This is a genomic window from Dolichospermum sp. LEGE 00240 (assembly GCF_015207875.1).
Taxonomy (GTDB): Bacteria; Cyanobacteriota; Cyanobacteriia; order Cyanobacteriales; family Nostocaceae; genus Dolichospermum; species Dolichospermum gracile.
Map to the genome: position 1 here is coordinate 1 of NZ_JADEVZ010000070.1, position 21,427 is coordinate 21,427.

27 protein-coding genes and 1 pseudogene are annotated in these 21,427 nt (G+C 38.0%); 20 read left to right on the forward strand and 8 right to left on the reverse strand.

Annotation, left to right across the window (positions count from 1 at the left end; all coding sequences use genetic code 11):
• Positions 1-85: 85 nt before the first annotated feature.
• A complete protein-coding gene (gene purF, locus IQ226_RS19370) occupies positions 86-1,576 on the forward strand; it encodes an amidophosphoribosyltransferase (protein WP_193898075.1) in 1,491 nt (496 codons plus the stop codon).
• 369 nt (positions 1,577-1,945) lie between these two features.
• Here purF and IQ226_RS25275 read toward each other — a convergent pair whose 3' ends face one another.
• Positions 1,946-2,332 (reverse strand): hypothetical protein, encoded by a 387-nt coding sequence (locus IQ226_RS25275; RefSeq protein WP_228039554.1) that lies wholly within the window; start codon positions 2,330-2,332, stop codon positions 1,946-1,948.
• A 101-nt stretch (positions 2,333-2,433) separates the two neighbouring features.
• Here IQ226_RS25275 and IQ226_RS19380 point away from each other — a divergent pair, with 101 nt between their 5' ends.
• Complete coding sequence (locus IQ226_RS19380; protein WP_193898077.1) at positions 2,434-3,120, forward strand: Uma2 family endonuclease; 687 nt, start codon at positions 2,434-2,436, stop codon at positions 3,118-3,120.
• A gap of 93 nt (positions 3,121-3,213) precedes the next feature.
• Here the strand turns inward: IQ226_RS19380 and tatA are convergent, their stop codons facing one another.
• Entirely contained in the window at positions 3,214-3,390 is a 177-nt protein-coding gene (gene tatA / locus IQ226_RS19385) for a twin-arginine translocase TatA/TatE family subunit (protein WP_193898079.1), read from the reverse strand.
• Positions 3,391-3,431: 41 nt separating this feature from the next.
• Positions 3,432-4,883 (reverse strand): serine/threonine-protein kinase, encoded by a 1,452-nt coding sequence (locus tag IQ226_RS19390; protein WP_193898133.1) that lies wholly within the window; start codon positions 4,881-4,883, stop codon positions 3,432-3,434.
• Between the two features lie 95 nt (positions 4,884-4,978).
• Here IQ226_RS19390 and cbiT point away from each other — a divergent pair, with 95 nt between their 5' ends.
• Both cbiT and IQ226_RS19400 read left to right on the forward strand, forming a co-directional pair.
• The gene (gene cbiT, locus IQ226_RS19395; protein WP_193898081.1) at positions 4,979-5,581 is read left to right on the forward strand and encodes a precorrin-6Y C5,15-methyltransferase subunit CbiT; all 603 of its coding nucleotides are present in this window, start codon (positions 4,979-4,981) and stop codon (positions 5,579-5,581) included.
• Between the two features lie 66 nt (positions 5,582-5,647).
• Positions 5,648-6,538 (forward strand): phosphatidate cytidylyltransferase, encoded by an 891-nt coding sequence (locus IQ226_RS19400; RefSeq protein WP_193898083.1) that lies wholly within the window; start codon positions 5,648-5,650, stop codon positions 6,536-6,538.
• A 103-nt stretch (positions 6,539-6,641) separates the two neighbouring features.
• On the opposite strand, the gene IQ226_RS19405 is transcribed toward IQ226_RS19400, so the two are convergent.
• Entirely contained in the window at positions 6,642-7,355 is a 714-nt protein-coding gene (locus tag IQ226_RS19405) for a DUF2993 domain-containing protein (RefSeq protein WP_193898085.1), read from the reverse strand.
• Between the two features lie 142 nt (positions 7,356-7,497).
• Here IQ226_RS19405 and IQ226_RS19410 point away from each other — a divergent pair, with 142 nt between their 5' ends.
• Together IQ226_RS19410 and IQ226_RS19415 are read left to right on the forward strand one after the other, a co-directional pair.
• Positions 7,498-8,271, forward strand: a complete 774-nt coding sequence (locus IQ226_RS19410; RefSeq protein ID WP_193898087.1) for a pseudouridine synthase — start codon at positions 7,498-7,500, stop codon at positions 8,269-8,271.
• Positions 8,272-8,287: 16 nt separating this feature from the next.
• Positions 8,288-9,064, forward strand: coding sequence for a RodZ domain-containing protein (locus IQ226_RS19415; RefSeq protein ID WP_193898089.1), 777 nt, complete (start codon positions 8,288-8,290; stop codon positions 9,062-9,064).
• 144 nt (positions 9,065-9,208) lie between these two features.
• Here IQ226_RS19415 and malQ read toward each other — a convergent pair whose 3' ends face one another.
• On the reverse strand, positions 9,209-10,717 hold the full coding sequence (gene malQ, locus IQ226_RS19420) for a 4-alpha-glucanotransferase (protein ID WP_193898091.1): 1,509 nt from the start codon (positions 10,715-10,717) through the stop codon (positions 9,209-9,211).
• A gap of 176 nt (positions 10,718-10,893) precedes the next feature.
• Here malQ and IQ226_RS19425 point away from each other — a divergent pair, with 176 nt between their 5' ends.
• A complete protein-coding gene (locus tag IQ226_RS19425; protein WP_193898093.1) occupies positions 10,894-11,325 on the forward strand; it encodes an NUDIX hydrolase in 432 nt (143 codons plus the stop codon).
• Between the two features lie 28 nt (positions 11,326-11,353).
• Here IQ226_RS19425 and IQ226_RS19430 read toward each other — a convergent pair whose 3' ends face one another.
• The 3 genes from IQ226_RS19430 to IQ226_RS19440 form a co-directional block, all read right to left on the reverse strand.
• The gene (locus IQ226_RS19430; RefSeq protein WP_193898095.1) at positions 11,354-11,539 is read right to left on the reverse strand and encodes a hypothetical protein; all 186 of its coding nucleotides are present in this window, start codon (positions 11,537-11,539) and stop codon (positions 11,354-11,356) included.
• Between the two features lie 497 nt (positions 11,540-12,036).
• On the reverse strand, positions 12,037-12,615 hold the full coding sequence (locus IQ226_RS19435) for a 6-aminohexanoate hydrolase (protein ID WP_193898097.1): 579 nt from the start codon (positions 12,613-12,615) through the stop codon (positions 12,037-12,039).
• Positions 12,612-12,848 (reverse strand): hypothetical protein, encoded by a 237-nt coding sequence (locus tag IQ226_RS19440; RefSeq protein ID WP_193898099.1) that lies wholly within the window; start codon positions 12,846-12,848, stop codon positions 12,612-12,614. Before IQ226_RS19440 ends, IQ226_RS19435 begins: the two co-directional genes overlap by 4 nt.
• 198 nt (positions 12,849-13,046) lie before the next feature.
• Here IQ226_RS19440 and IQ226_RS25780 point away from each other — a divergent pair.
• The 13 genes and pseudogenes from IQ226_RS25780 to IQ226_RS19505 all read left to right on the forward strand — a co-directional run.
• A pseudogene (locus IQ226_RS25780) lies at positions 13,047-13,686 on the forward strand (Rid family detoxifying hydrolase); the annotation flags it as partial.
• Between the two features lie 413 nt (positions 13,687-14,099).
• On the forward strand, positions 14,100-16,730 hold the full coding sequence (gene acnB / locus IQ226_RS19450; RefSeq protein ID WP_193898101.1) for a bifunctional aconitate hydratase 2/2-methylisocitrate dehydratase: 2,631 nt from the start codon (positions 14,100-14,102) through the stop codon (positions 16,728-16,730).
• A 122-nt stretch (positions 16,731-16,852) separates the two neighbouring features.
• Positions 16,853-17,221, forward strand: coding sequence for a XisH family protein (locus IQ226_RS19455; RefSeq protein WP_255539987.1), 369 nt, complete (start codon positions 16,853-16,855; stop codon positions 17,219-17,221).
• Positions 17,209-17,550 (forward strand): XisI protein, encoded by a 342-nt coding sequence (locus IQ226_RS19460; RefSeq protein ID WP_193898103.1) that lies wholly within the window; start codon positions 17,209-17,211, stop codon positions 17,548-17,550. Before IQ226_RS19455 ends, IQ226_RS19460 begins: the two co-directional genes overlap by 13 nt.
• An 86-nt stretch (positions 17,551-17,636) precedes the next feature.
• Positions 17,637-18,056, forward strand: coding sequence for a XisH family protein (locus IQ226_RS19465; protein WP_193898105.1), 420 nt, complete (start codon positions 17,637-17,639; stop codon positions 18,054-18,056).
• A complete protein-coding gene (locus tag IQ226_RS19470) occupies positions 18,041-18,382 on the forward strand; it encodes a XisI protein (protein ID WP_193898107.1) in 342 nt (113 codons plus the stop codon). Before IQ226_RS19465 ends, IQ226_RS19470 begins: the two co-directional genes overlap by 16 nt.
• Positions 18,383-18,465: 83 nt before the next feature.
• Positions 18,466-18,720 (forward strand): type II toxin-antitoxin system RelE/ParE family toxin, encoded by a 255-nt coding sequence (locus IQ226_RS19475; RefSeq protein ID WP_193898109.1) that lies wholly within the window; start codon positions 18,466-18,468, stop codon positions 18,718-18,720.
• Between the two features lie 112 nt (positions 18,721-18,832).
• A complete protein-coding gene (locus tag IQ226_RS19480; RefSeq protein WP_193898111.1) occupies positions 18,833-19,030 on the forward strand; it encodes a type II toxin-antitoxin system Phd/YefM family antitoxin in 198 nt (65 codons plus the stop codon).
• Between the two features lie 24 nt (positions 19,031-19,054).
• Positions 19,055-19,471: a XisH family protein gene (locus IQ226_RS19485; RefSeq protein WP_193898113.1), complete on the forward strand. Its 417-nt coding sequence runs from the start codon at positions 19,055-19,057 to the stop codon at positions 19,469-19,471.
• A complete protein-coding gene (locus IQ226_RS19490) occupies positions 19,459-19,800 on the forward strand; it encodes a XisI protein (protein ID WP_193898115.1) in 342 nt (113 codons plus the stop codon). Before IQ226_RS19485 ends, IQ226_RS19490 begins: the two co-directional genes overlap by 13 nt.
• Before the next feature lie 42 nt (positions 19,801-19,842).
• Positions 19,843-20,109 (forward strand): type II toxin-antitoxin system HicB family antitoxin, encoded by a 267-nt coding sequence (locus tag IQ226_RS19495; protein WP_015083084.1) that lies wholly within the window; start codon positions 19,843-19,845, stop codon positions 20,107-20,109.
• Entirely contained in the window at positions 20,102-20,341 is a 240-nt protein-coding gene (locus IQ226_RS19500; RefSeq protein WP_193898117.1) for a type II toxin-antitoxin system HicA family toxin, read from the forward strand. The genes IQ226_RS19495 and IQ226_RS19500 overlap by 8 nt, the downstream gene beginning before the upstream one ends.
• A gap of 757 nt (positions 20,342-21,098) precedes the next feature.
• Entirely contained in the window at positions 21,099-21,347 is a 249-nt protein-coding gene (locus tag IQ226_RS19505) for a hypothetical protein (RefSeq protein WP_193898119.1), read from the forward strand.
• The last annotated feature ends 80 nt before the right edge of the window (positions 21,348-21,427 follow it).

Below are 21,427 nucleotides of genomic sequence, written 5' to 3' on the forward strand. Positions count from 1 at the left end.
CCCTGCACCCTGCACCCTGCCCCCTGCCCCCTGCCCACCTGCCCAATTCCCACTGACTCGAAACCTCACCAGGATCAATACCAGCATGATTCCCATAAATTCGGATGAATATCCCCAAATTGCCAACAACTCAATCAACAGTCATGAAAACCGCCCTGACAAGCCAGAAGAAGCTTGTGGTGTGTTTGGCATTTACGCCCCAGAACAAGACGTTGCTAAATTGACCTACTTTGGATTGTATGCTCTCCAGCATCGGGGTCAAGAATCTGCTGGGATTGCTACCTTTGATGGTCCCCACGTTCACCAGCACAAAGATATGGGATTGGTGTCTCAAGTCTTCAATGAAACCATCTTAGATCAATTACCCGGAAATTTGGCAGTTGGTCATAATCGCTATTCCACCACCGGTTCTAGTCGCAAAGTTAACGCCCAACCCGCTGTAGTAGAAACTCGGTTGGGTTTATTGGCACTAGCACATAATGGTAATTTAGTCAATACCGTAAAACTGCGGGAAGAGTTACTCAAAGATAAGTTTAACTTAGTAACAACAACTGACTCAGAAATGATTGCTTATGCGATCGCTCAAGAAGTCAACGCCGGTGCAGACTGGGTAACAGGAGCTATGAGCGCCTTTCATCGTTGCGAAGGCGCATTTAGCCTCACCATTGGCACACCAGAAGGGATCATGGGAGTCCGTGATCCTAATGGCATTCGTCCCTTGGTAATTGGCACATTAGATAGTCAACCTCTACGGTACGTTCTCGCTTCTGAAACCTGCGGTTTAGATATCATCGGTGCAGAATATCTGCGTGATGTCCAACCAGGGGAATTAGTTTGGATCACCGAAACCGGCTTAGAATCATTTAAATGGCATCAAAAATCAGAACGCAAACTTTGTATCTTTGAAATGATCTACTTTGCCCGTCCTGATAGTCTTATGCACGACGAAACCTTATACAGTTATCGAATGCGGTTAGGACGGAAAATGGCCGCCGAATCCCCCGTAGAAGCCGATTTAGTCTTCGGTGTCCCTGATTCTGGTATCCCTGCCGCTATTGGCTTTTCCCAAGCCTCTGGTATAGCTTACGGTGAGGGATTGATTAAAAATCGCTACGTCGGCCGCACCTTTATTCAGCCTACCCAAGCCATGCGCGAGTCAGGGATTAAAATGAAACTTAACCCCCTCAAAGATGTCTTATTCGGTAAGCGAGTTGTAATTATTGATGATTCGATTGTCCGGGGAACTACTAGCCGCAAACTCGTACAAGCCTTGCGTGATGCCGGTGTAGCCGAAGTCCACATGAGAATTTCTTCTCCCCCTGTCACCCATCCTTGTTTCTATGGTATTGATACCGATACCCAAGATCAATTAATTGCGGCGACAAAATCAGTCGAAGAAATAGCCAAGCAATTACAAGTTGATAGTCTCGCTTATTTAAGTTGGGAAGGAATGTTAGAAACCACCAGAGAAGATACTAATAGTTTTTGTTCAGCTTGTTTTACTGGTGATTATCCTGTGGCTATTCCTGAAAAAATGAAGCGTTCTAAGTTGATTTTGGAAAAAGCTGTAGTTTAGATAATTCTATCATCTTGTGGGGTGGGCATCTTGCCTGCCTTAATATGCAATTGTCACAAATCAGGATACCCAGAATTCGAGGATTTACAGGATTTTTATTTGATGAACTAAGTAGGTGGGCGTTAAAAATTGTCGTTGGGGTAAGGCAGGGAGCAGGAGGAAAGAGGGTTTCAGCCCTATTTACTTTCCTTCACATACCTTTAAATTTTTCCGTTTACCTACTTATCACATCTTTTAAAAATCAGTTACATCATCATTTATATAACATCCAAAAATTCTCATATCCTCAAAATCAAACTCCAGAAAAAATCCTCATTCAAACAAACTTTTTCCCTAAAAAACACTTGACAAAATATCAATATTGACATATCATAATATAGTGGGAATCTGTGTCGCCCATATATAACAGCTTTTGAAAAATTCAATCCTGTACATCCTCAAATCCTGGATATCCTGATTCTGACAAATATGAACAAGGAAAGCATTACAGCAATAATTCATCAAGGGCAATTTCGCGCCAAGTTGCAAATAACATTCAATATCAGTAGGAAGTTGTTCACGACGCAAACGGCTTTCCTCCAGAACTTTTAGCACATTTTCACGACGTTGTGCTTCTTTTTGCTGTGTTTTTGTCTGCAAAGCGTTCTGTAATAGCACCACTACTTGAGATTCTATGGAATCATTTTCAGCTTCAGTTAACCTTTGTAGTTCTTTGTATAAATTATCGGGTAAAGTGACGACATTAAGATTATTCATGGGTGAAACTCCCAAAAACTTTTATAGACTATAATAACACAGGTATATTATTAAAGATTTTGGCGATACAATAGATTTACACAATTATGGTGAAGACTATTATGGTAAATTACCACTTGCGTGAATGTCTGCCATCTTCCACCGAACTTCTTGACTCTGATGATACCCCAGTGGATAACGAACTACAAAACCTGATTCCCAATTTATTAGAAGCGATTTTAGCTTTATTTTGGAATAACCGTAATGATTGGTTTTTTGGTGTGGATATGGGTATTTACTCCGCACCAAGTCAACCAGCATTAGTTCCCGATGGATTTTTGAGTTTGGGAGTAGAACGCTTTATTGGAGAAGAAGGACGATTAAGTTATGTATTGTGGGAAGAAGATAATATTCCGCCTATTTTCGCTTTAGAAGTAGTTTCTAAAACTTACAATGGTGAGTATGAAAAAAAGAAAATTGATTATGCGAAATTAGGGATTTTATATTATGCAATTTATGTACCTACTCGTCAATATCGCCGCAAACGTCAACCTTTAGAAATTTATAAATTAGAAAATGGTGAATATGTTCTTCAGCCTAATAGCACATTATGGATGCCAGAATTAGGTTTAGCATTAGGAAGAGAACGGGGTACATATTTAGGACGAACGCGAGAATGGTTATATTGGTATGATCAACAAGGACAAAGATTACCAACTCCAGAAGAGTTTGCACAACAAGAAAGATTAAAAGCCGAAAGACTAGCCCAAAAATTACGAGATTTAGGAATTAATCCAGAAGACATTTAGAAACTTCAAAATTTTCAGTTTTTTTCTGTTGATTACAAAGATCCCCGATTTTTTGGTAAAGTCTGGGATCTAAATTATTTCTCGTTATTTTGCCTAATCTAAGTTTTCCTTGTCTGAATGATCATCTTTATCAGATTTTTTCATCCCTTCCTGGAAATTCTTGAGACTTTTTCCTAAGACTCCTCCCAATTCAGGAATTTTCTTCGGTCCAAAAATCAAAATTGTAACTATGGTAATTATCACTATTTCCGGCCATCCTAATCCAAACATGATGATTTTCCTTTTTGACTCAATGTAATTAACTAGAGAATTTATTCCGTCCTAATTGGCATATCTAACCACTGACTCAATTCTCTCGCTAACCATTCTAATTCTGCTTCGGATTTAATAGTAAATTTATTAACACCAAACTCAAATTTTTCTACCCCTGCCCAAATTACCAATTTTGCAGGTACTTGAGTTTTATCTCCATCTGAGTCTTTAGTAAAATATTGGGGTGTATAAACAAGTTTATTAATACTTTTCCTAGAAGCTGAACGACGACGAGGAATTTTCCATTTCCCTAACTGGTGATTAAAAGAAATTTGTTGCTGATCTATATGGATGCTGACACCGCCAAACAAGCCGTATACTATACTGTAAATCAGCGAAAAACCTACGCCCCAAAAAGGTAGGGAGAACAAAGCAAAGGGTATATTAGCGGGAAAAGGTGCAGAAAGAGCGCCAATAGTCCAAACTAAGATAAATGAATTCCAAAATGTAGCAAAAAACCCTATAAACACCATTGAGGATTGAAAGCCTACAGGAGGAATAATAATGTCTAAAGCATCTTCATTTTTTGTAAGTTTAACTTTACTACCTGCTGGTTTATCTTGCTGCTGTTGTTTGGAAATCCAATTATTTTGATCCCAATACCAATCACCTCGTTTAGATTCTAATGGCATAATTGCTTCTGAAAAATTATTTTGCAACCTGGATAAAGCTTGACGCGCAGAACTAAATCGTTTTTCTAAAATAGGTTCTGTCATCAACTCTAACCAGTTAGCAAAACTAGGACTAAGATTAGCAACTTGCTGAAATTGAATGTGAAAATCCTTTTGGGGTAAATCCGCTGGGTGAGTTCCTGTCACTAAATAAATTATTGTGCATCCTAAACTATAAAGGTCAGAAGCGGGAACAGTCCGCCCTCCAAACTGTTCCTGTGGCATATAACCATAAGTCCCGACAATGGTTCTTGTCCCTGCTTCTGCTGCTAGGACGGTTTGGACTGAACCAAAATCTATTAAATAAACTGTGCCAATACTATTGCCCGATCGCTCTCCTAATAAAATATTGCTAGGCTTAAGATCACGATGGATAACTGGTGGATTTAAATCATGTAAATATATAAGAATCTCTAAAACTGATGAAGCGACTTCTTTAATTTCAATTTCTGTAAATTTCCTCCCAGTTTGTAAATATTGTTCTAGAGTTTGGGCGGGGATATAAGTTTGGACAAGGGCAAATCCTTGATCTTTAGAGGAATTTACTTCAAAATAGTCTAAGTAGGCAGGAATCTGAGAATGTGATAAAGACTTTAAGGTTTGGGCTTCTCTCTCAAATAATTTGAGATCATCCCATTCAAAATCACTACTAAAAGCAAGTAACTTGACAATTACCGATTTTCCAGTTACTAAATCAGTAGCGAGGAAAGTTCTTCTGCCGGCTTTTTTGCCTAGCTGTTGTTGAACTGCGTAGCGATTAGCTAATATTTCCCTGTTCATCATTGTAGTTTCCTGATGTCACTTGTCAGTATCAATACAAATTTATCGTCCCTATTTCCAGTTGTTAAATTTTAATTGTTAATTTTTAATTGCTTATGCCTTCCCCACTTTGGCCTTATATTACCCCTGGTATCCCCGATGAATTATTTGAGAATTTACCAGGTATTCCGCTAAGTCAGCGAGAATTAAGATTGTTGTTGATTTCCCAATTACGACTACAAGCTGATTCGGTATTGTGGGATATTGGCGCAGGAACAGGTACAATTCCTATAGAGGTAGGTTTATTGTGTCCCCAAGGACGGGTAATTGCTATCGAAAGAGACGAGGATGTGGCTAACCTCATTAAACGCAACTGCGATCGCTTTCAAGTCAAAAACGTTGAAGTCATTGAAGGTAGCGCCCCAGAATGCTTAGACCAAATCAAGTTAGCACCTGATCGCATCTGCATTGAGGGAGGAAAAGCCATCAAGGAAATTGTCCAAGCTGCATGGCAGTATTTACCAATGTCTGGGCGTGTGGTCGCCACTGCTGCTAACCTAGAAAATCTGTATACTATTTCTCAAAGCTTTTCTCAGTTAAGAGTTAGGAATATTGAAGTTGTCCAGTCAGCAGTAAATCGCTTAGAAACACGAGGCTATTCTCAAACCTTTGTCGCAGCCGATCCTATTTTCATTCTCAGTGGTGAAAAACTAGATTAAATTCGTTCGGTTTTCGGTTTTGGGTGGAATCCAAAATCCAAAATCTAAAATCCCAAATATTATCCTATGCCCTGGTCTCGAATTATTAGTGGAATTATTGCGATTATCATGGCGCTATCTGCCACCCTATTGGGGGGTTGGTATTTTACGATAGCGATCGCTCTTGTCGTATTTTTAGGACAACAAGAATATTTTAATTTAGTCCGCTCTAGAGGGATCACACCCGCAGTCAAAACAACCATGTTTGTCAGTCAGGTATTATTGGCAATTTCTACCCTTGATAGTAGTTTGGCTGATGCCATTATGCCAATAGCCGGCACACTTATTTGTTTTTATCTGCTATTTCAACCCAAATTAGCCACCATTGCCGATATTTCCGCCTCTATCATGGGCTTATTTTATGTCGGTTACTTACCAAGTTACTGGGTACGCTTACGAGGAGTTGGTCACACTATTACCAGCAACCTGCCTTTAGGCGGTTATTGGCCATCCAACTGGCAAGATATTGGACAAGGCAATTTTATCTCCTTGCCAACAGGCTTAACAGCAACTACCCTCGCATTTTTATGTATTTGGGCTGCTGATATTGGCGCTTATATTATTGGTAAATTCTTTGGCAAAACTCGGTTATCAAATATTAGTCCCAAAAAAACCGTAGAAGGTGCAGTCTTCGGAGTAATTGCTAGTTTAACTGTGGCCATTATCGGCGCTTACTTTCTTCTTTTTCCCAACTGGATTGTCACCGGTGCTATGTTAGGTCTAATTATTGGTATTGCTAGTTTATTAGGTGACTTGACAGAATCTTTGCTCAAACGTGATGCTGGTGTCAAGGATTCAGGACAATTGATCCCTGGTCATGGAGGGATTTTAGATCGGACTGATAGCTATATTTTTACTGCTCCTCTAGTGTATTATTTTATCACATTGCTTTTACCTTTATTAGAAAAAACGCTGTAATAGTACCTAAGAGAAGATATCGTCTCCAATTGCCCATATCACCCACAATAGCTAGATAATTTCCGCCAAATTTAGGGAATATTGAACTTTGATTTTTTAATGGTTATGGGTTAAGATTAATACGTCCATAGCAACTAAGTTGTTCTGGTGTCAGAGAAATTTTGGCAATATCAACATCTGTTCCCAGATTTATAATATAAGGAGCATTCCTGTCCCAAAGCACCCCCTGATCAGTCTTGACCTGAACTTGCGTTAATTGCAGTTCTTGACCATTGAGTAGTTCTAGCCCTAAATAAATATTGAAAAATGCCCCTTCCATCTCAGAGGCGGGGATACCATTCAGAATCAATACCTGATTGTCAAGGGTAATTTCTCGCCAAGAGATGTCCTGGGAATTTAGGCGATATTCTGCTAATAGTGGAAACAGTAAATCATTTATAGCCGTCAATAATAATGGAGATGACAGAGAATTATTAAGATCATGTTCAGTGATTATTAGCTTACCAACTACAGGTACTATTGCTGATAATTGTAAAGGTTGTCCTTTCAAAATTGCAGCCACATTCAGTTGGATCTTTTCTGCCTGAAGTTCAATTTGTGTAACATGAAGACCTTGATACACTCCATGACTAGCAGAAATTGATAGTCCAGGAATACAGCCAGACAACAATTGGCGATCGCTTGCTGTAATCTGTACCTCTAAATGAGATACTTGATTTAACTGGCTTTTTAACCAAAGCTTAATCGCTGATGTTAAAACTTTTGTAATAATCCTGACTTTGCTGTTATTTGTGTTTGGGGAACTTGGTTCTGTCATTTTTCGACGGTTATATCAATGTAAATATGCTCAAAACTTGAGTATTTTAAACAAACCTTAACTTTAACATGGAAGTTTGTTAACAACAAAATGCAAACATTAGCAGTATAAAAATATTCAGCGAAAAAATCACAATTTAAACATGGAGGCCCGGTTACAAAAAATTCTCGCTCAATGGGGTATCGCCTCACGACGTGAAGCTGAAGAAATGATTAGGCAATCACGAGTATGTGTGAATGGGGTATTAGCACATTTAGGACAAAAAGTCGATCCTCACCAAGATAAAATCTCTATAGATGGTCAACCTGTACTAGGAGAACAGCGCCCATCCAAAATGTATTTATTACTGCATAAACCAGCAGGAATTGTCTCCACCTGCCATGATCCCCAAGGAAGACCAACGGTTTTGGATCTTCTCCCGTCAGAATTAAGAACCGGATGGGGTATTCACCCGGTTGGCCGTTTAGATGTAGACTCGACAGGAGCATTGATTTTAACCAATGATGGAGAATTGACCTATGGACTTACCCATCCCAGTCATAGTATTGCCAAGACCTACCGTGTTGTAGTTCAAGGACATCCTCCAGCCAAAGTTCTCGAAAATTGGAGTCAGGGCATAGTTCTGGAAGGAAGAATCACAAGACCTGCTCAGGTGCATTTGATTGAAAATTATATTGCTCAAAGCTGTTTAGAGATAGTTTTACAGGAAGGAAGAAATCGGCAAATTCGTCGTATAGCCGAACAGTTGGGATATCCAGTTATTAAGCTACATCGCACGGCCATTGGTTCAATTCAATTAAAAACATCAACAACAGCATTCTTACCATCTGGTAAATACCGTCATCTGAGTCAGGATGAAATTAGTTTTTTAAATAAGCAGATAATTCGCACACCTATTAAGACAAAGCCGAGTTAAGGAGTAAAAGAAAAACATGAAATGGTTCAGAAAGAAGGGTGAACAGTCAGTCAAACCTTCTATCAAGGAACATCAAGCCGAAAAGTTAGGGCAACTTGGCTCTCAACTAGCTTCCCTACGGCAGGAACAGGGTTTAACTCTAGATGAGTTAGTCGTATTCACGAGAATTCCTCGACGACTTTTACAAGCCATCGAAAAAGGTAGTTTAAGCGACTTACCAGAACCCATCTATATTCAAGGCCTAATTAGACAGTTTGCAGACGCTTTAGGACTTCAGGGTAGGGAATTTGCCAGTCATTTCCCCATTGGTTCTCAATCAGTAAGTGTTCAATCCAATTGGAAAGTACAAGCTGTTCCTCAATTACGTCCTGTTCATCTTTATCTGCTGTATATTGGGCTGATTTTCTGCTCTGTTAACGGTTTATCCCAGTTGTTGAATAATTCCACTTTTCAAGCAAACAATCGCCAAATTCAACCAAAAACTGTAACCCAATTGGCAGGGAAAGAAACGGCTAATAATACATTTATCAGCAAAAAAGGGGATCAATCCGTACAAATTGGTGTCACCTTAAAAGCTTCATCTTGGATTAGCGTGGTTACAGATGGTAAAACAGCTTTTGAGGGAGTTTTACCACAAGGTTCTAGCCGCACCTGGAACGCCACTGAGCAACTGACAGTAAAAACTGATAATGCTGGTGGTGTGTTAATGAGTGTGAACCAGCAAAAAGCAAAGGAAATGGGAGAACTTGGTAAAGCTCAAGAAATCAACATTGCTGCTAAACCAAACTTATAGTTGTTAGTTGTTAGTTGTCAGTGGTCTGTCACCTGTTCCCTGTCACCTGTTCCCTGTCACCTGTTCCCTGTCACCTGTTCCCTGTTCCCTGTCACCTGTTCCCTGTCACCTGTTCCCTGTCACCTGTTCCCTGTCACCTGTCACCTATTCTTCCCTACGAGCGCGTCCGCAACGGAGAGTGAGAGTTTTTAAGCGATCGCTTAAATTTGGCGTTAATACCCCCGATTGGTAACGCCACTCCCAATTTCCCTCCGCCGTACTGGGAAAATTCATCCGGGCTTGGGTTCCCAAGCCTAATACATCCTGCAAAGGTATAATCGCTTGATTAGCAATAGAACTCAAAGCTAACCTAATTAAATCCCAGTGTATACCATCTGGACTGATACAACCCAAATACAACAATAAATTTTGCTTTTCGTAATCATTCGCAGCATTAAACCAGCCTACAGTCGTATCATTGTCGTGAGTACCTGTATAAACCACAGCATTACGAGTGTAGTTAAACGGTAAAAAAGGATTACCGGGATCAGAACCAAAAGCAAACTGTAATACCTTCATACCTGGAAACTCAAACTGATCTCGCAGCGCTTCCACTTCTGGCGTAATAATCCCCAAATCCTCAGCCAAAACAGGTAACTTACCCAAACGCTCTCTAATTGCCTCAAATAAAGCCACTCCAGGTGCTTCAATCCATTCGCCATTCATAGCAGTCGTTTCTCCTTGGGGAACAGCCCAATAAGCCTCAAAACCCCGGAAATGATCAATGCGAATTATATCCACATAATCCAGCATCACCTCAAAGCGCAATATCCACCATTTAAAATCTTGTTTTTGCAATTCTTCCCAGTTATAAACCGGATTTCCCCATAATTGACCGGTAGCGCTAAAGTAGTCGGGTGGAACTCCCGCCATTAAAGCCACTTCTCCCGTTTCTGCATCTAAAGCAAAAATCTCAGGATTAGCCCACACATCAGCACTATCATGGGCTACATAAATGGGAATATCCCCAATAATCTCTATCCCATTGTCATTAGCATAGTTTTTCAGTTCTGACCACTGCCGGAAGAACTCATATTGAACAAACTTGTAATAGAAAATCTCCTCTGCTAAATCTTTTTCCATCTCAGCTAAAGCTGCTGGTTCGCGTTTGGCTAATTCCGGTTCCCAATTGTACCAGCTTTCACCATCTTGGGCATCTTTAAGTGCCATAAATAACGCATAATTATTTAACCAATAGCCTTTATCAGCACAAAACTTAGCAAACGCTTGTTTTTGAGTGGAATTTGCTTTAGTTTTAAAATCCTCACAAGCTTTAATGAGGAGATTGACCTTAACAGGAATAACTTCGTTAAAATCTACCTTATCTACAGGAAAATCTGGTAAATCAGCCAAATCTTCGGCAATTAACAAGCCCTCCTCTAGCAACTTTTCAGGACTAATCAAAAAGTAATTTCCCGCCATTGCGGAGTAGCACATATAGGGAGAATTACCGTAACCGGTCGGTCCTAGAGGTAAAACTTGCCAATATTGCTGCTGACTATCTTTGAGAAAATCAATAAACCGATAAGCTTCCAAACCCAAATCCCCAATACCAAAGCGACTGGGGAAAGAACTAGGATGTAGTAGAATACCACTTGATCTAGGAAAAGGCATATTTAACCTGAAATATAGGAAAACGTAATTGTTTATAGGATACGCATAGAATTTATCATGGCATAGTTAGTCTTGACCGTTGTAATTCATGAAGAAATGAGAAGATTAATTGAGATCCCCGACTTCTTCAAGAAGTCGGGGATCTATTTCATACACAATCCAAAATCCAAAATTGTATGACTTACAGAAATCCTGCCCCCACCGTTGATATCATTATTGAATTAATTGATAGACCTCATCGCCCCATTATCCTGATTGAAAGACATAATGAACCTTTAGGTTGGGCCTTACCCGGTGGTTTTGTTGATTATGGTGAATCAGTAGAAAAGGCAGCAATTAGGGAAGCAGAGGAAGAAATAGGTTTAAAAGTAGAATTAATCGAACAGTTATTAGTGTATTCTAATCCCAGTCGAGATCCACGTCAGCATACAATTAGTATTGTGTTTTTAGCAACTGCTACAGGTGAACCTTTAGCGGGTGATGATGCTAAGGGGTTGGGTATTTTCTCACCTTGGTGTGTTCCTGATAATTTGTGTTTTGATCATGACCGGATTTTGCGGGATTATTGGCAATATAGAAATTATGGGATTCGTCCAAGGTTGGGATAGGCTATGTGGGATTTTTCTCCGTCAAGACTCAGATAGATTCATCAAAACTCTTTAACTCTGTTAATAACTCTTGACTGTCTTTCCACAAGCTAATTTTGCCATCACGATCTAGGAATCCGGTTTGATTCTGTGAATTTACTTGTAGTGTTTCGGGAATAGATTTTTTACCTAAGCATCTATCTATAAAAAATGTAATTGATTGAGGTGGTATCATGCAGCAGCAGGTAATTCACAACGAATAGCTTCTTCTATTATCAGGCGATCGCAGCCATAATCATCAGCCAGATCATCAATTGAATCACCTGCTTGATAGCGTGCTACTAAAACACTGGTGGAAATTCAGGTATCAGCAATTACAAGGCGACCAAAAGCAATACGGGGATCAATAACCACAATACGAGGGTTATCTTCTTCGTGAGAATAAGTAAAAGGATAAAGTTTAATTGCTAACCCATTATCATTTGGTTCAATGCGTTCAAGATGAGTATTTAAAGCATCTTTTAAATCGGTTTGTCCAGCTTTGGAAGCATTAATTAAAGAACCGTATTGTTCAATAAATAAATCAACACCATCAGTTCGGAATTTCTCACGCGCTAGGGGGTGCGGTAAGTTTTTCCATAAAGTTGCATGATTTTATGTTCCTATCAGAGATGTTCATCTTTAATTATTAGTTATATTCAGGGGTAAAGCACAATGCTAAACCCAAGCTGTTTAATTTCCTGACTGTCTCAACAGATAGTCTAAAACTCGGTCAATTCGTTCCAATGCTGCATTAGTTGTCAATTGATACTCCTGAAACTGTGATTTCTGCTCTTCATAGTTTCGATCAAGTTTTAACATTAATGCTTCTAATCTTTCAGTTCTTGCCTTTGTTTCCTCTATCTCACTACCTGCTTTGTTAAATAGGCGCTGAGTATGAAAGATAAACTCATCAACTCTGCTTGATAATTGGTCAACCCGTATTCCTAATTGGTCAAGTTGTGTTTGGGTGTGGTCTTGTTTTATGCCTAACTCATCCAATATGATTTGGGAACGGTCTTGTTTTGCACCTAACTCATCCAACATGATTTGGGAACGGTCTTGTTTTGCACCTAACTCATCTAACATGATTTGAGTGCGGTCTTGTTTTATACCTAACTCATCTAACATGATTTGAGTGCGGTCTTGTTTTATACCTAGCTCATCAATCCGCCGATTAGCTGATTCAGCATAGGTAGCGGCTGAGATCAGTAGTTGACGAATGGTAGCAAATTCAGTTTCCACGCGGTCAAGTCTTTGTTCTGTAGTCATGCTAGTTCTTTTTGTTTTTGGTGTTGGCGCTTCGCTATGGCATCACTGACAAGTATTTTTACCATTTGGCTCATTGAGCGTTTTTCGTTTTTCGCTGCTGTTGATATTTCTGCATAAAGCTTTAAATCATCTTCATCAGTGAAATATATGTTTAGTCTTTTTCCTTCAGGCATAATGGCAATGCTCAGTATTTCTATGCTTTTATTTTCTCTTGATTTTCCTCTTTTTGTCATGCAGTGTTAGATAGTGCTATTGTAACACTGTATTAATCATTAGGCAATATTGCCATCAATACCTGTACTTTAGTGTCAAGCATTGTTTTATACTTTTACAATAGTATTCAATGGTGCATTATGGACGCTGAAGAACTTTTAGAAAAATACGCCGCTGGGGAAAGAAAGTTTCATTCCCTAAATCTGAGAGGTATAGACCTTGAAGGAGCAAATTTAGAAAGAGGAGATTTGCAAAAAAGCTGATTTAATGAAGGCAAATCTAGAAGGTGCAAATCTGAAAAGAGCAGATTTGACCGGCGCGAATATTTATGGTGCAACCTTTAAAAATGCTGACCTCACAGGTGCGATAATGCCAGATGGAGAAGTTTACCAAACATCTACAGATCTAGAATTTGGTAAACCAGAAACACCATTAGCAAAAGAGCCAAAAGACATATATATTATGACTCGTAAAGTAATCCGTACCGATAAAGCACCTGCACCCGTTGGACCATATAATCAAGCAATTCTCGCCTCTGGGCAAATGTTATTTGTAGCTGGACAAATTGCCATAGATTCCCGTTTAGGTGATGTTGTCTACACTGAAGATGTAGTTAAGCAAACTGAACAGGTAATGAGAAATATTGAAGCTATCCTCACAGAAGCAGGCGCTACATTTGCAGATGTGGTGAAAACTGGGGTATTTTTAGCTGATATGAATGATTTTGCCGCTGTTAATGCGGTTTATGCAAAATATTTTCCCGAAGATACCGCCCCAGCGCGTGCTTGTGTGGAGGTTTCCCGTTTACCTAAAAATGTATTGGTAGAAATTGATTGTATTGCCGTAATTGGTGGTTAAATAAACATCTGGTAAAAATTCAATATTCGTCATTTATAACCCTTGTAGAGATGTTCTATGTAGCGTCTCTACATTTTTTGTTAGAAATATTTAGGGCTTGCTGGATAAACCGAAAACCTGAATAAATTACCTGAGTTCGACATAAGATAATTTTTGGAAAACTGCCCCAAATATGAGTCTTAAACCCTGATGATCTCGTTGAAAAAATTATAACTCTGTTCGCGTAGCGTCTCCGAAGGAGAAACTCCGAACTCAGGTGATTCCTATATATTTTTAATAACTTATTTAGACTCAAAAATATAATCTCTAAATTGTTTGTTTCTGACAAATTCGTTTACCAGTAACTTCTGTAACAATTCCCTTACAATAAAATAATAATCAAAGCCAGAGATTACAGGAGAACAATCTAAATCATGCTACAAGAATATCGTCAACAGGTTGCACAACGCGCTCAACTGGGTATTCCTCCCTTAGCATTAGACGCACAACAAACATCAGCATTGTGTGAATTACTGAAAAATCCCCCGACAGGCGAAGAAGAGTTATTATTAAATTTATTACGCGATCGCATCCCTCCTGGAGTAGATCAAGCTGCTTATGTAAAAGCCGGATTTCTTACTGCTATTGCGAAAGGGGAAATTACCAGTCCCTTAGTTTCACCAATTGATGCAGTGGAATTACTGGGAACAATGATCGGTGGTTACAATGTTCAATCCTTAATTGATTTACTGCAAGTTTCCAGCAGTTCTGTATCAACAGCATCAGAAGCACCTTTGGTCATGGGAGGAGAAGGAAGAGAACAAATCGCCGCTTATGCAGCTAACGCCCTCAGCAAAATTATGTTGGTGTATGATGCTTTCCATGATGTTTTAGAATTGTCGAAAACCAATCCCTACGCCAAACAGGTGGTAAACTCTTGGGCTGAAGCTGAATGGTTTACTTCCCGTCCTACATTACCAGAATTGATCACCGTTACCGTTTTCAAAGTTCCCGGAGAAACCAACACCGACGACTTATCACCGGCAACCCACGCTACAACCAGACCAGATATTCCTTTACACGCTTTGGCGATGTTGGAAACTCGTCAACTGGGAAGTTTAGAAACCATTGCAGAGTTAAAGAAAAAAGGATTTCCCGTTGCTTACGTCGGTGATGTCGTGGGTACAGGTTCTTCTCGCAAGTCTGCAATCAATTCTGTATTATGGCATTTGGGTAATGATATTCCTTTTGTACCAAACAAACGGGCTGGGGGTTATATTTTAGGAAGTGCGATCGCACCTATATTTTTTAACACCGCCGAAGATGCCGGAGCTTTACCCATACAATGCGATGTCACCCAAATGGAAACAGGTGACGTAATCACCATCTACCCCTACAAAGGTGAAGTTACCAACGCCGCAGGAGAAGTAATTTCCACCTTCAGCCTCAAACCTGACACCATTTTAGACGAAGTTCGCGCAGGTGGCCGCATACCCCTATTAATTGGGCGTACCCTCACCGACAAAACCCGTCAAGCCTTGGGTTTAGAACCCAGCGATTTATTTATTCGTCCTCAAGCACCCGCCGACACCGGAAAAGGCTACACATTGGCGCAGAAAATGGTCGGGAAAGCCTCTGGTTTGCCAGGAGTACGTCCGGGGACATCTTGCGAACCAATCATGACCACAGTGGGTTCTCAGGACACTACAGGACCGATGACAAGAGACGAATTAAAAGAACTCGCTTGTTTAGGTTTCAGTGCAGACTTAGTAATGCAAAGTTTCTGTCACACCGCAGCCTATCCCAAACCTGTGGATATTAAAACCCATCAGGAATTACCAGACTTCATTTCCTCCCGTGGTGGCGTGGCTTTGCGTCCTGGTGATGGTATCATTCACTCCTGGTTAAACCGGATGTTATTACCCGACACAGTGGGAACAGGTGGAGACTCCCACACCCGCTTCCCCTTGGGTATATCCTTTCCTGCGGGTTCTGGTTTAGTGGCCTTTGCCGGTGCATTGGGTGTCATGCCTTTAGATATGCCAGAATCGGTATTAGTCCGTTTTAAAGGAGAATTGCAACCAGGAATTACCTTGAGAGATGTTGTAAATGCCATTCCTTATGTGGCTATGCAAAAAGGATTATTAACTGTCGAAAAGCAGAACAAGAAAAACATCTTCTCCGGCAAAATTTTGGAAATTGAAGGATTACCAAATTTGAAAGTAGAACAAGCATTTGAATTAACAGATGCTTCCGCCGAACGTTCTTGTGCAGGTTGTACAATTAAGTTAAGTGAAGAAACAATTGCCGAATATTTGCGGTCAAATATTGCCCTGTTAAAAAACATGGTAGCACGGGGTTATAGTGATGCCAGAACTATCATGCGGCGCGTGGCAAAAATGGAGGAATGGTTAGCTAATCCTGTATTATTATCAGCAGATGCAGATGCGGAATATGCAGAAGTAATTGAGATTGATTTAAACGAAATCAAAGAACCAATTGTAGCTGCTCCCAATGACCCTGATAATGTTAAGTTATTATCAGAAGTTGCTAATGATCCAGTACAGGAAGTTTTCGTAGGTTCTTGTATGACAAATATCGGACATTATCGAGCAACAGCCAAGGTTTTAGAAGGTGCAGGTGCGGTAAAAGCACGGTTATGGATTGCACCTCCGACAAGAATGGATGAACATCAATTAAAAGTAGAAAAAGTGTATGATGTTTTCGTAAATGCGAATGCCAGAACTGAAATTCCTGGATGCAGTTTATGTATGGGAAATCAGGCGCGAGTTGATGATAATACAACGGTGTTTTCTACCTCAACTCGTAATTTTAATAATCGCATGGGAAAAGGCGCTCAAGTGTATTTAGGTTCGGCGGAATTAGCGGCGGTTTGTGCGTTGTTGGGGCGTATTCCTACAGTTAAGGAATATATGGAGATTGTAGGGGAGAAAATTAATCCTTTTGCTGATAATTTGTATCGTTATTTGAATTTTGATCAAATTGTTGGTTTTGAGGATGAAGGTAGGGTAATTAGTAAGGAGGAACAGGCGGCTTTGGTATAATGTAATTGGGGGTGAGTTCTTTGTGGACTCACCTGAATGTTATAATAGTTTATTATCGGGGTAAAAATGCCAGCAAAAGATATTTACCATGAAGCAGTGAAAAATGCTTTAATTAAAGACGGTTGGACAATTACAGCAGATCCTTTCCTTATCCTCTTGAATATGAAGACGTTGAACTTTATCCAGATTTAGCTGTAGAAAAGCTAATTTCAGAAAGCCAAAAACAACGTAAAATTATTGTTGAAATCAAGAGTTTTATCAGTCCTTCACTCATCAAAGATTTTCAGAATGCTTTAGGACAATATATTTTGTATCGTGATTTGATTCAATTAGCTCAAGATGAATACCAAGAAATTTACTTAGCTATCAAAGATGAAATTTATGAAACTTTTTTTCAAAGGAAATCAATTAAAGCTGTAGTTAAATTAAATCAACTTGCTTTAGTTATTATTAATACAGAAAAGGAGGAAATTGTACAATGGATAAATTAGTTAATTATCGTGAAACTATTAAAAAACTCTTAACAGAGTATGATAATCTGGCTAATCGTTCATCTAAGAAAAAATATGAAACCTGTTTGATTTTTGATGAAACTCACGATCATTATTTATGGATGTCTGTAGATTGGGTAAATCAAAAAAGGATTAATAATACTCATGTTCATATTCGCATTAAAAATGAGAAGATTTATATTGAGGAAGATTGGACTGAGGAAGGTATTGCAACTGAGTTATTAAGGGAAGGTGTACCTAAAGAAAATATTGTTTTAGCTTTTCATGATCCTGAAACTCGGAAGTTGACGGAGTTTGCTGTGGCTTAATAGATGTTAGTATAATTTAGGTTAGGGTGGGTCTGGATAGACTCACCTGAATGTTATAATATAATAGTTGATTATCGGGGTGAAAAATGCCAGCAAAGGACATATACCATGAAGCGGTGAAAAATGCTTTAATTAAAGATGGTTGGACAATTACGGCTGATCCTTATACTGTTGAATATGAAGATGATAACCTTTATGCTGATTTATTAGCTGAAAAGACTTTATTGCCTGAACAACAAGAACGTATAATTGTAGTAGAAATCAAAAGTTTTATTAATCCTTCGCCAATGAATGATTTTCAAAATGCTTTAGGGCAATATCTTTTATATCGTGATTTTCTCGAATTTTCTCATAAAGATTATGAACTGTATTTAGCAGTAAGAAGTGCAATTTTTAATACTTTCTTTCAAAGAAAATCTATCCAACCTGTAATTAAACGTCATCAACTTAACTTTATTGTTTTCAATGATAAAAAACAGGAGATTCAATCATGGATAAAATTATAAAATATCGGGAGTTAATTAAAAGTATTTTAACAGAATATGATCAGTTGGTTCATAAATCTCCTGATTATAATACTGAAACCTGTTTAGTATTTGATGAAACTCACGATCATTATTTGTGGTTAACAGTTGATTGGAAAGAAGATAAAAGACTAAAATCAACTCATGTTCATATTCGCATTAAAAATGAGAAGATTTATATTGAGGAAGATTGGACTGAGGAAGGTATTGCAACTGAGTTATTAAGGGAAGGTGTACCCAAAGAGGATATTGTTTTAGCTTTTCATGATCCTGAAACTCGGAAGTTGACGGAGTTTGCTGTGGCTTAATAGAGAAAAACTTTATTGGTATAATTTAGGTTAGGGTGGGTCTGGATGGACTCACCTTGATATTTTGAAAAAGGTTAAAATATGTGCAGTACCAAATAGAATTTAAACCCAAAGCGATTAAAGATTTGCAGAAAATTCCTGTAAATGAAAGAGAACGTATTATTAATAAAATTGAAGCAATGCAAGATGATTTACAAGGAGATGTAAAACACTTAACAAATTTTACTCCAGAATATCGTTTAAGAGTTGGTGATTATCGAGTTTTGTTTGAATTAGAAGAACAAACTATAATCGTGTATAGGGTTAAGCATCGTATAGCAATCCTACCCCAATCGTGAGAAAATACGTAGATAAAAATCCTTGTTTTATAAGCATTTGAGCCTTGTTGAACTCTCACGTATCATTTAGGATTGCTATAGTAAAGCTTATGAGTAAGAGGAGGTTAAATAAATGATTGAATTACATCCTGAGTTTTTAACAAAAAATGGTCAAAAACAATTTGCTGTTTTACCTTATGAGGAGTTTTTGAAGATTAAGGAATTGTTAGAAGATTTGGAAGATTTACGAGATTTGAGAGATGCTAAGGAAGAAGAAAAAGATTGTGTTTCCATGTCTTTAGAAGATGTCAAGAAGATGTTACTATATTGATAACAGAAATTACCAGGGTAAACAATGCCAGCAAGAGATATTTACCATGACGCAGTGAAAAATGCTTTAATTAAAGATGGTTGGACAATTACTTTTGATCCATATCCGATTAAATATGAAGAAGTTAAATTACTTGCTGATTTAGCTGGTGAAAAAACAATTTCTGCAACCAGAGAAGGAGAAAAAATAGTTATTGAAATTAAAAGTTTTTTGAGTCGTTCTCCCATGCGGGAATTTGAAACAGCGTTAGGACAATATCTCATTTATCAAACTTTTCTTTCTCTGACTCATCCTGATTATAAAGTTTATTTAGCAATTGGTGAAAAGATTTATGAGAAGTTTTTTGAACAAGTCGCAATTGAATTAATTTTACAAAAATATCAAGTTTCACTGTTGGTTGTTGATATTAATAAAGAGGAGATTATCAAATGGAAAAGCTAACTCATTATCAAAATATAATCAAACAAATCCTCACTGAATATGAAAGAATTTCAGCACAAGTACCTGATCCTGATATAGATGAGGTGTTAATGTTTGATGATCAAAGAAGTCAATATCTTTGGTTTAATATTGGTTGGAAAAATAATAAACGAGTGAAAGCAATTTCGGTTTATGTGAGAATTAAAAATGATAAAATTTACATTGAGGAAGATTGGACTGAGGAAGGAATAGCAACAGAGTTATTAAGGGAAGGTGTACCAAAAGAGGATATTGTTTTAGCTTTTCATGATCCTGAAACTCGGAAGTTTACAGAGTTTGCTATTGCTTAATACTTTCTCTTGATCCTAAATTTAATCTATAGGGAAACAAAAATGAACTTTTACACAGTTGTTCTCAGACAAAGTTCTGGTTATTGGGTGGGTTTGTGTTTAGAAAATGGTATTGTTGGACAGGGAGATACTCAAGAAGATGCAGTTAATAAATTAAAGGAAGCAATTGAATCTTTTGAAGATGTTTATGAATCAGAAGATAATATTTATAAGTCTCCTATTTCTATAGATGAATTACATGAATTTTTGTTAGTTGAAGAAAAAGAAAAACAATCAGAAATCTATGAATTGAGGAAGGTTTATGCCTAAAAATATACCTTCTTTAAAACCCAAGGAATTAATTAAGTTACTAGAAAAAGCAGGTTGTAGTTTTCATAGAGAGGGAAAGGGTGATCATTGTTTATATACTCGTGAAGTTGAAGGGAAAAGGAGAGTAGTTCCTATAGATATTGGTGCTAGAGAAATGTCTCCAGGTTATGTTTTACGGATTTTTCGGCAGTTTGGTTTTACTGATGAGGAGATTGAAAGTTTGTTAAAATAAATCAAGGGTATTTTTGATCAAATTGTTGGTTTTGAGGATGAGGGTAGGGTGATTAGTAAGGAGAAGCGGCTTTGGTATAATTTAGGTTAGGGTGGGTCTGGATGGACTCACCTTGTTGAGTATTTATAGTCGTGAATATTCGGACTTTATTAAGTTTTAGAAATTTCTACCTCCCTAAATAGGGAGGTTTACAATTTAAGTCAGGATGACTTAGAACCTCAATAGAGGTACTTTTTTGATAATTAAAAAATGAAATGCAATTCTGAACATAATATTCGTATAATTGAACCTATTCTCAAAAGTATACAAAAATTACGCAATAGAATATTTCATCATGAACCCATAATCTGGGAGTATTATGATCTAGAGCGATGTAGGTAGAATGAAGTGCGATCGCTTTTTGGTTGTGGTTTTGTGAGTGCGATCGCTCTTCTCCTAGTATAATGTAAGTTTCATCATTTATCTTATATGGGTAAAAGTAATTTTAAAAAAGCAATAAGCTGTTGTGCATTTAATTTGTATAAGTGGAACAGGCATCTTGCCTGTTAAACAAGAGTTCAGAATATTAGGATTATACAATTTAGCTGTGTAACAGCTTATCATCTTTAGAATCTCGTATTGCTGAACACAAGGAAAAAATTAGGCTAGAATTAGAGAAAGAATTTCCAGACCAGGGTTTAATTAACCATTGGGAAAAGGAAATTAAAGCTTTTGAACAAGGGATAAAACAAGCGTTAAAAAGGTTAGGTAAAAACTAATGAAACTCGCAAACCAAAAAATTAGCAGTGACAACTCAACGCTTAATCAGTTACTAATGGAATTACAGGAAGAATGCCAAAATGTGATTTCTCTGGTTAATCAATTACAACTTTCTGAATTAAGCGATCGCCAAAAGGGTAAAATACTTTCAGAATTATTAGTAGCATCAATTCATTTATATTCCCATTGTGATGAAGATTGGCAAAATTTGATTTCCGATGAGTTGGAAACTTTAGCAGATGATTAAGGTTATTTCTTCTGAATATCCAACTTGTCGTTTTGTTTTATGGTTTTGGTAGAGCAAAGTTGATTTAATTATAAAAATAG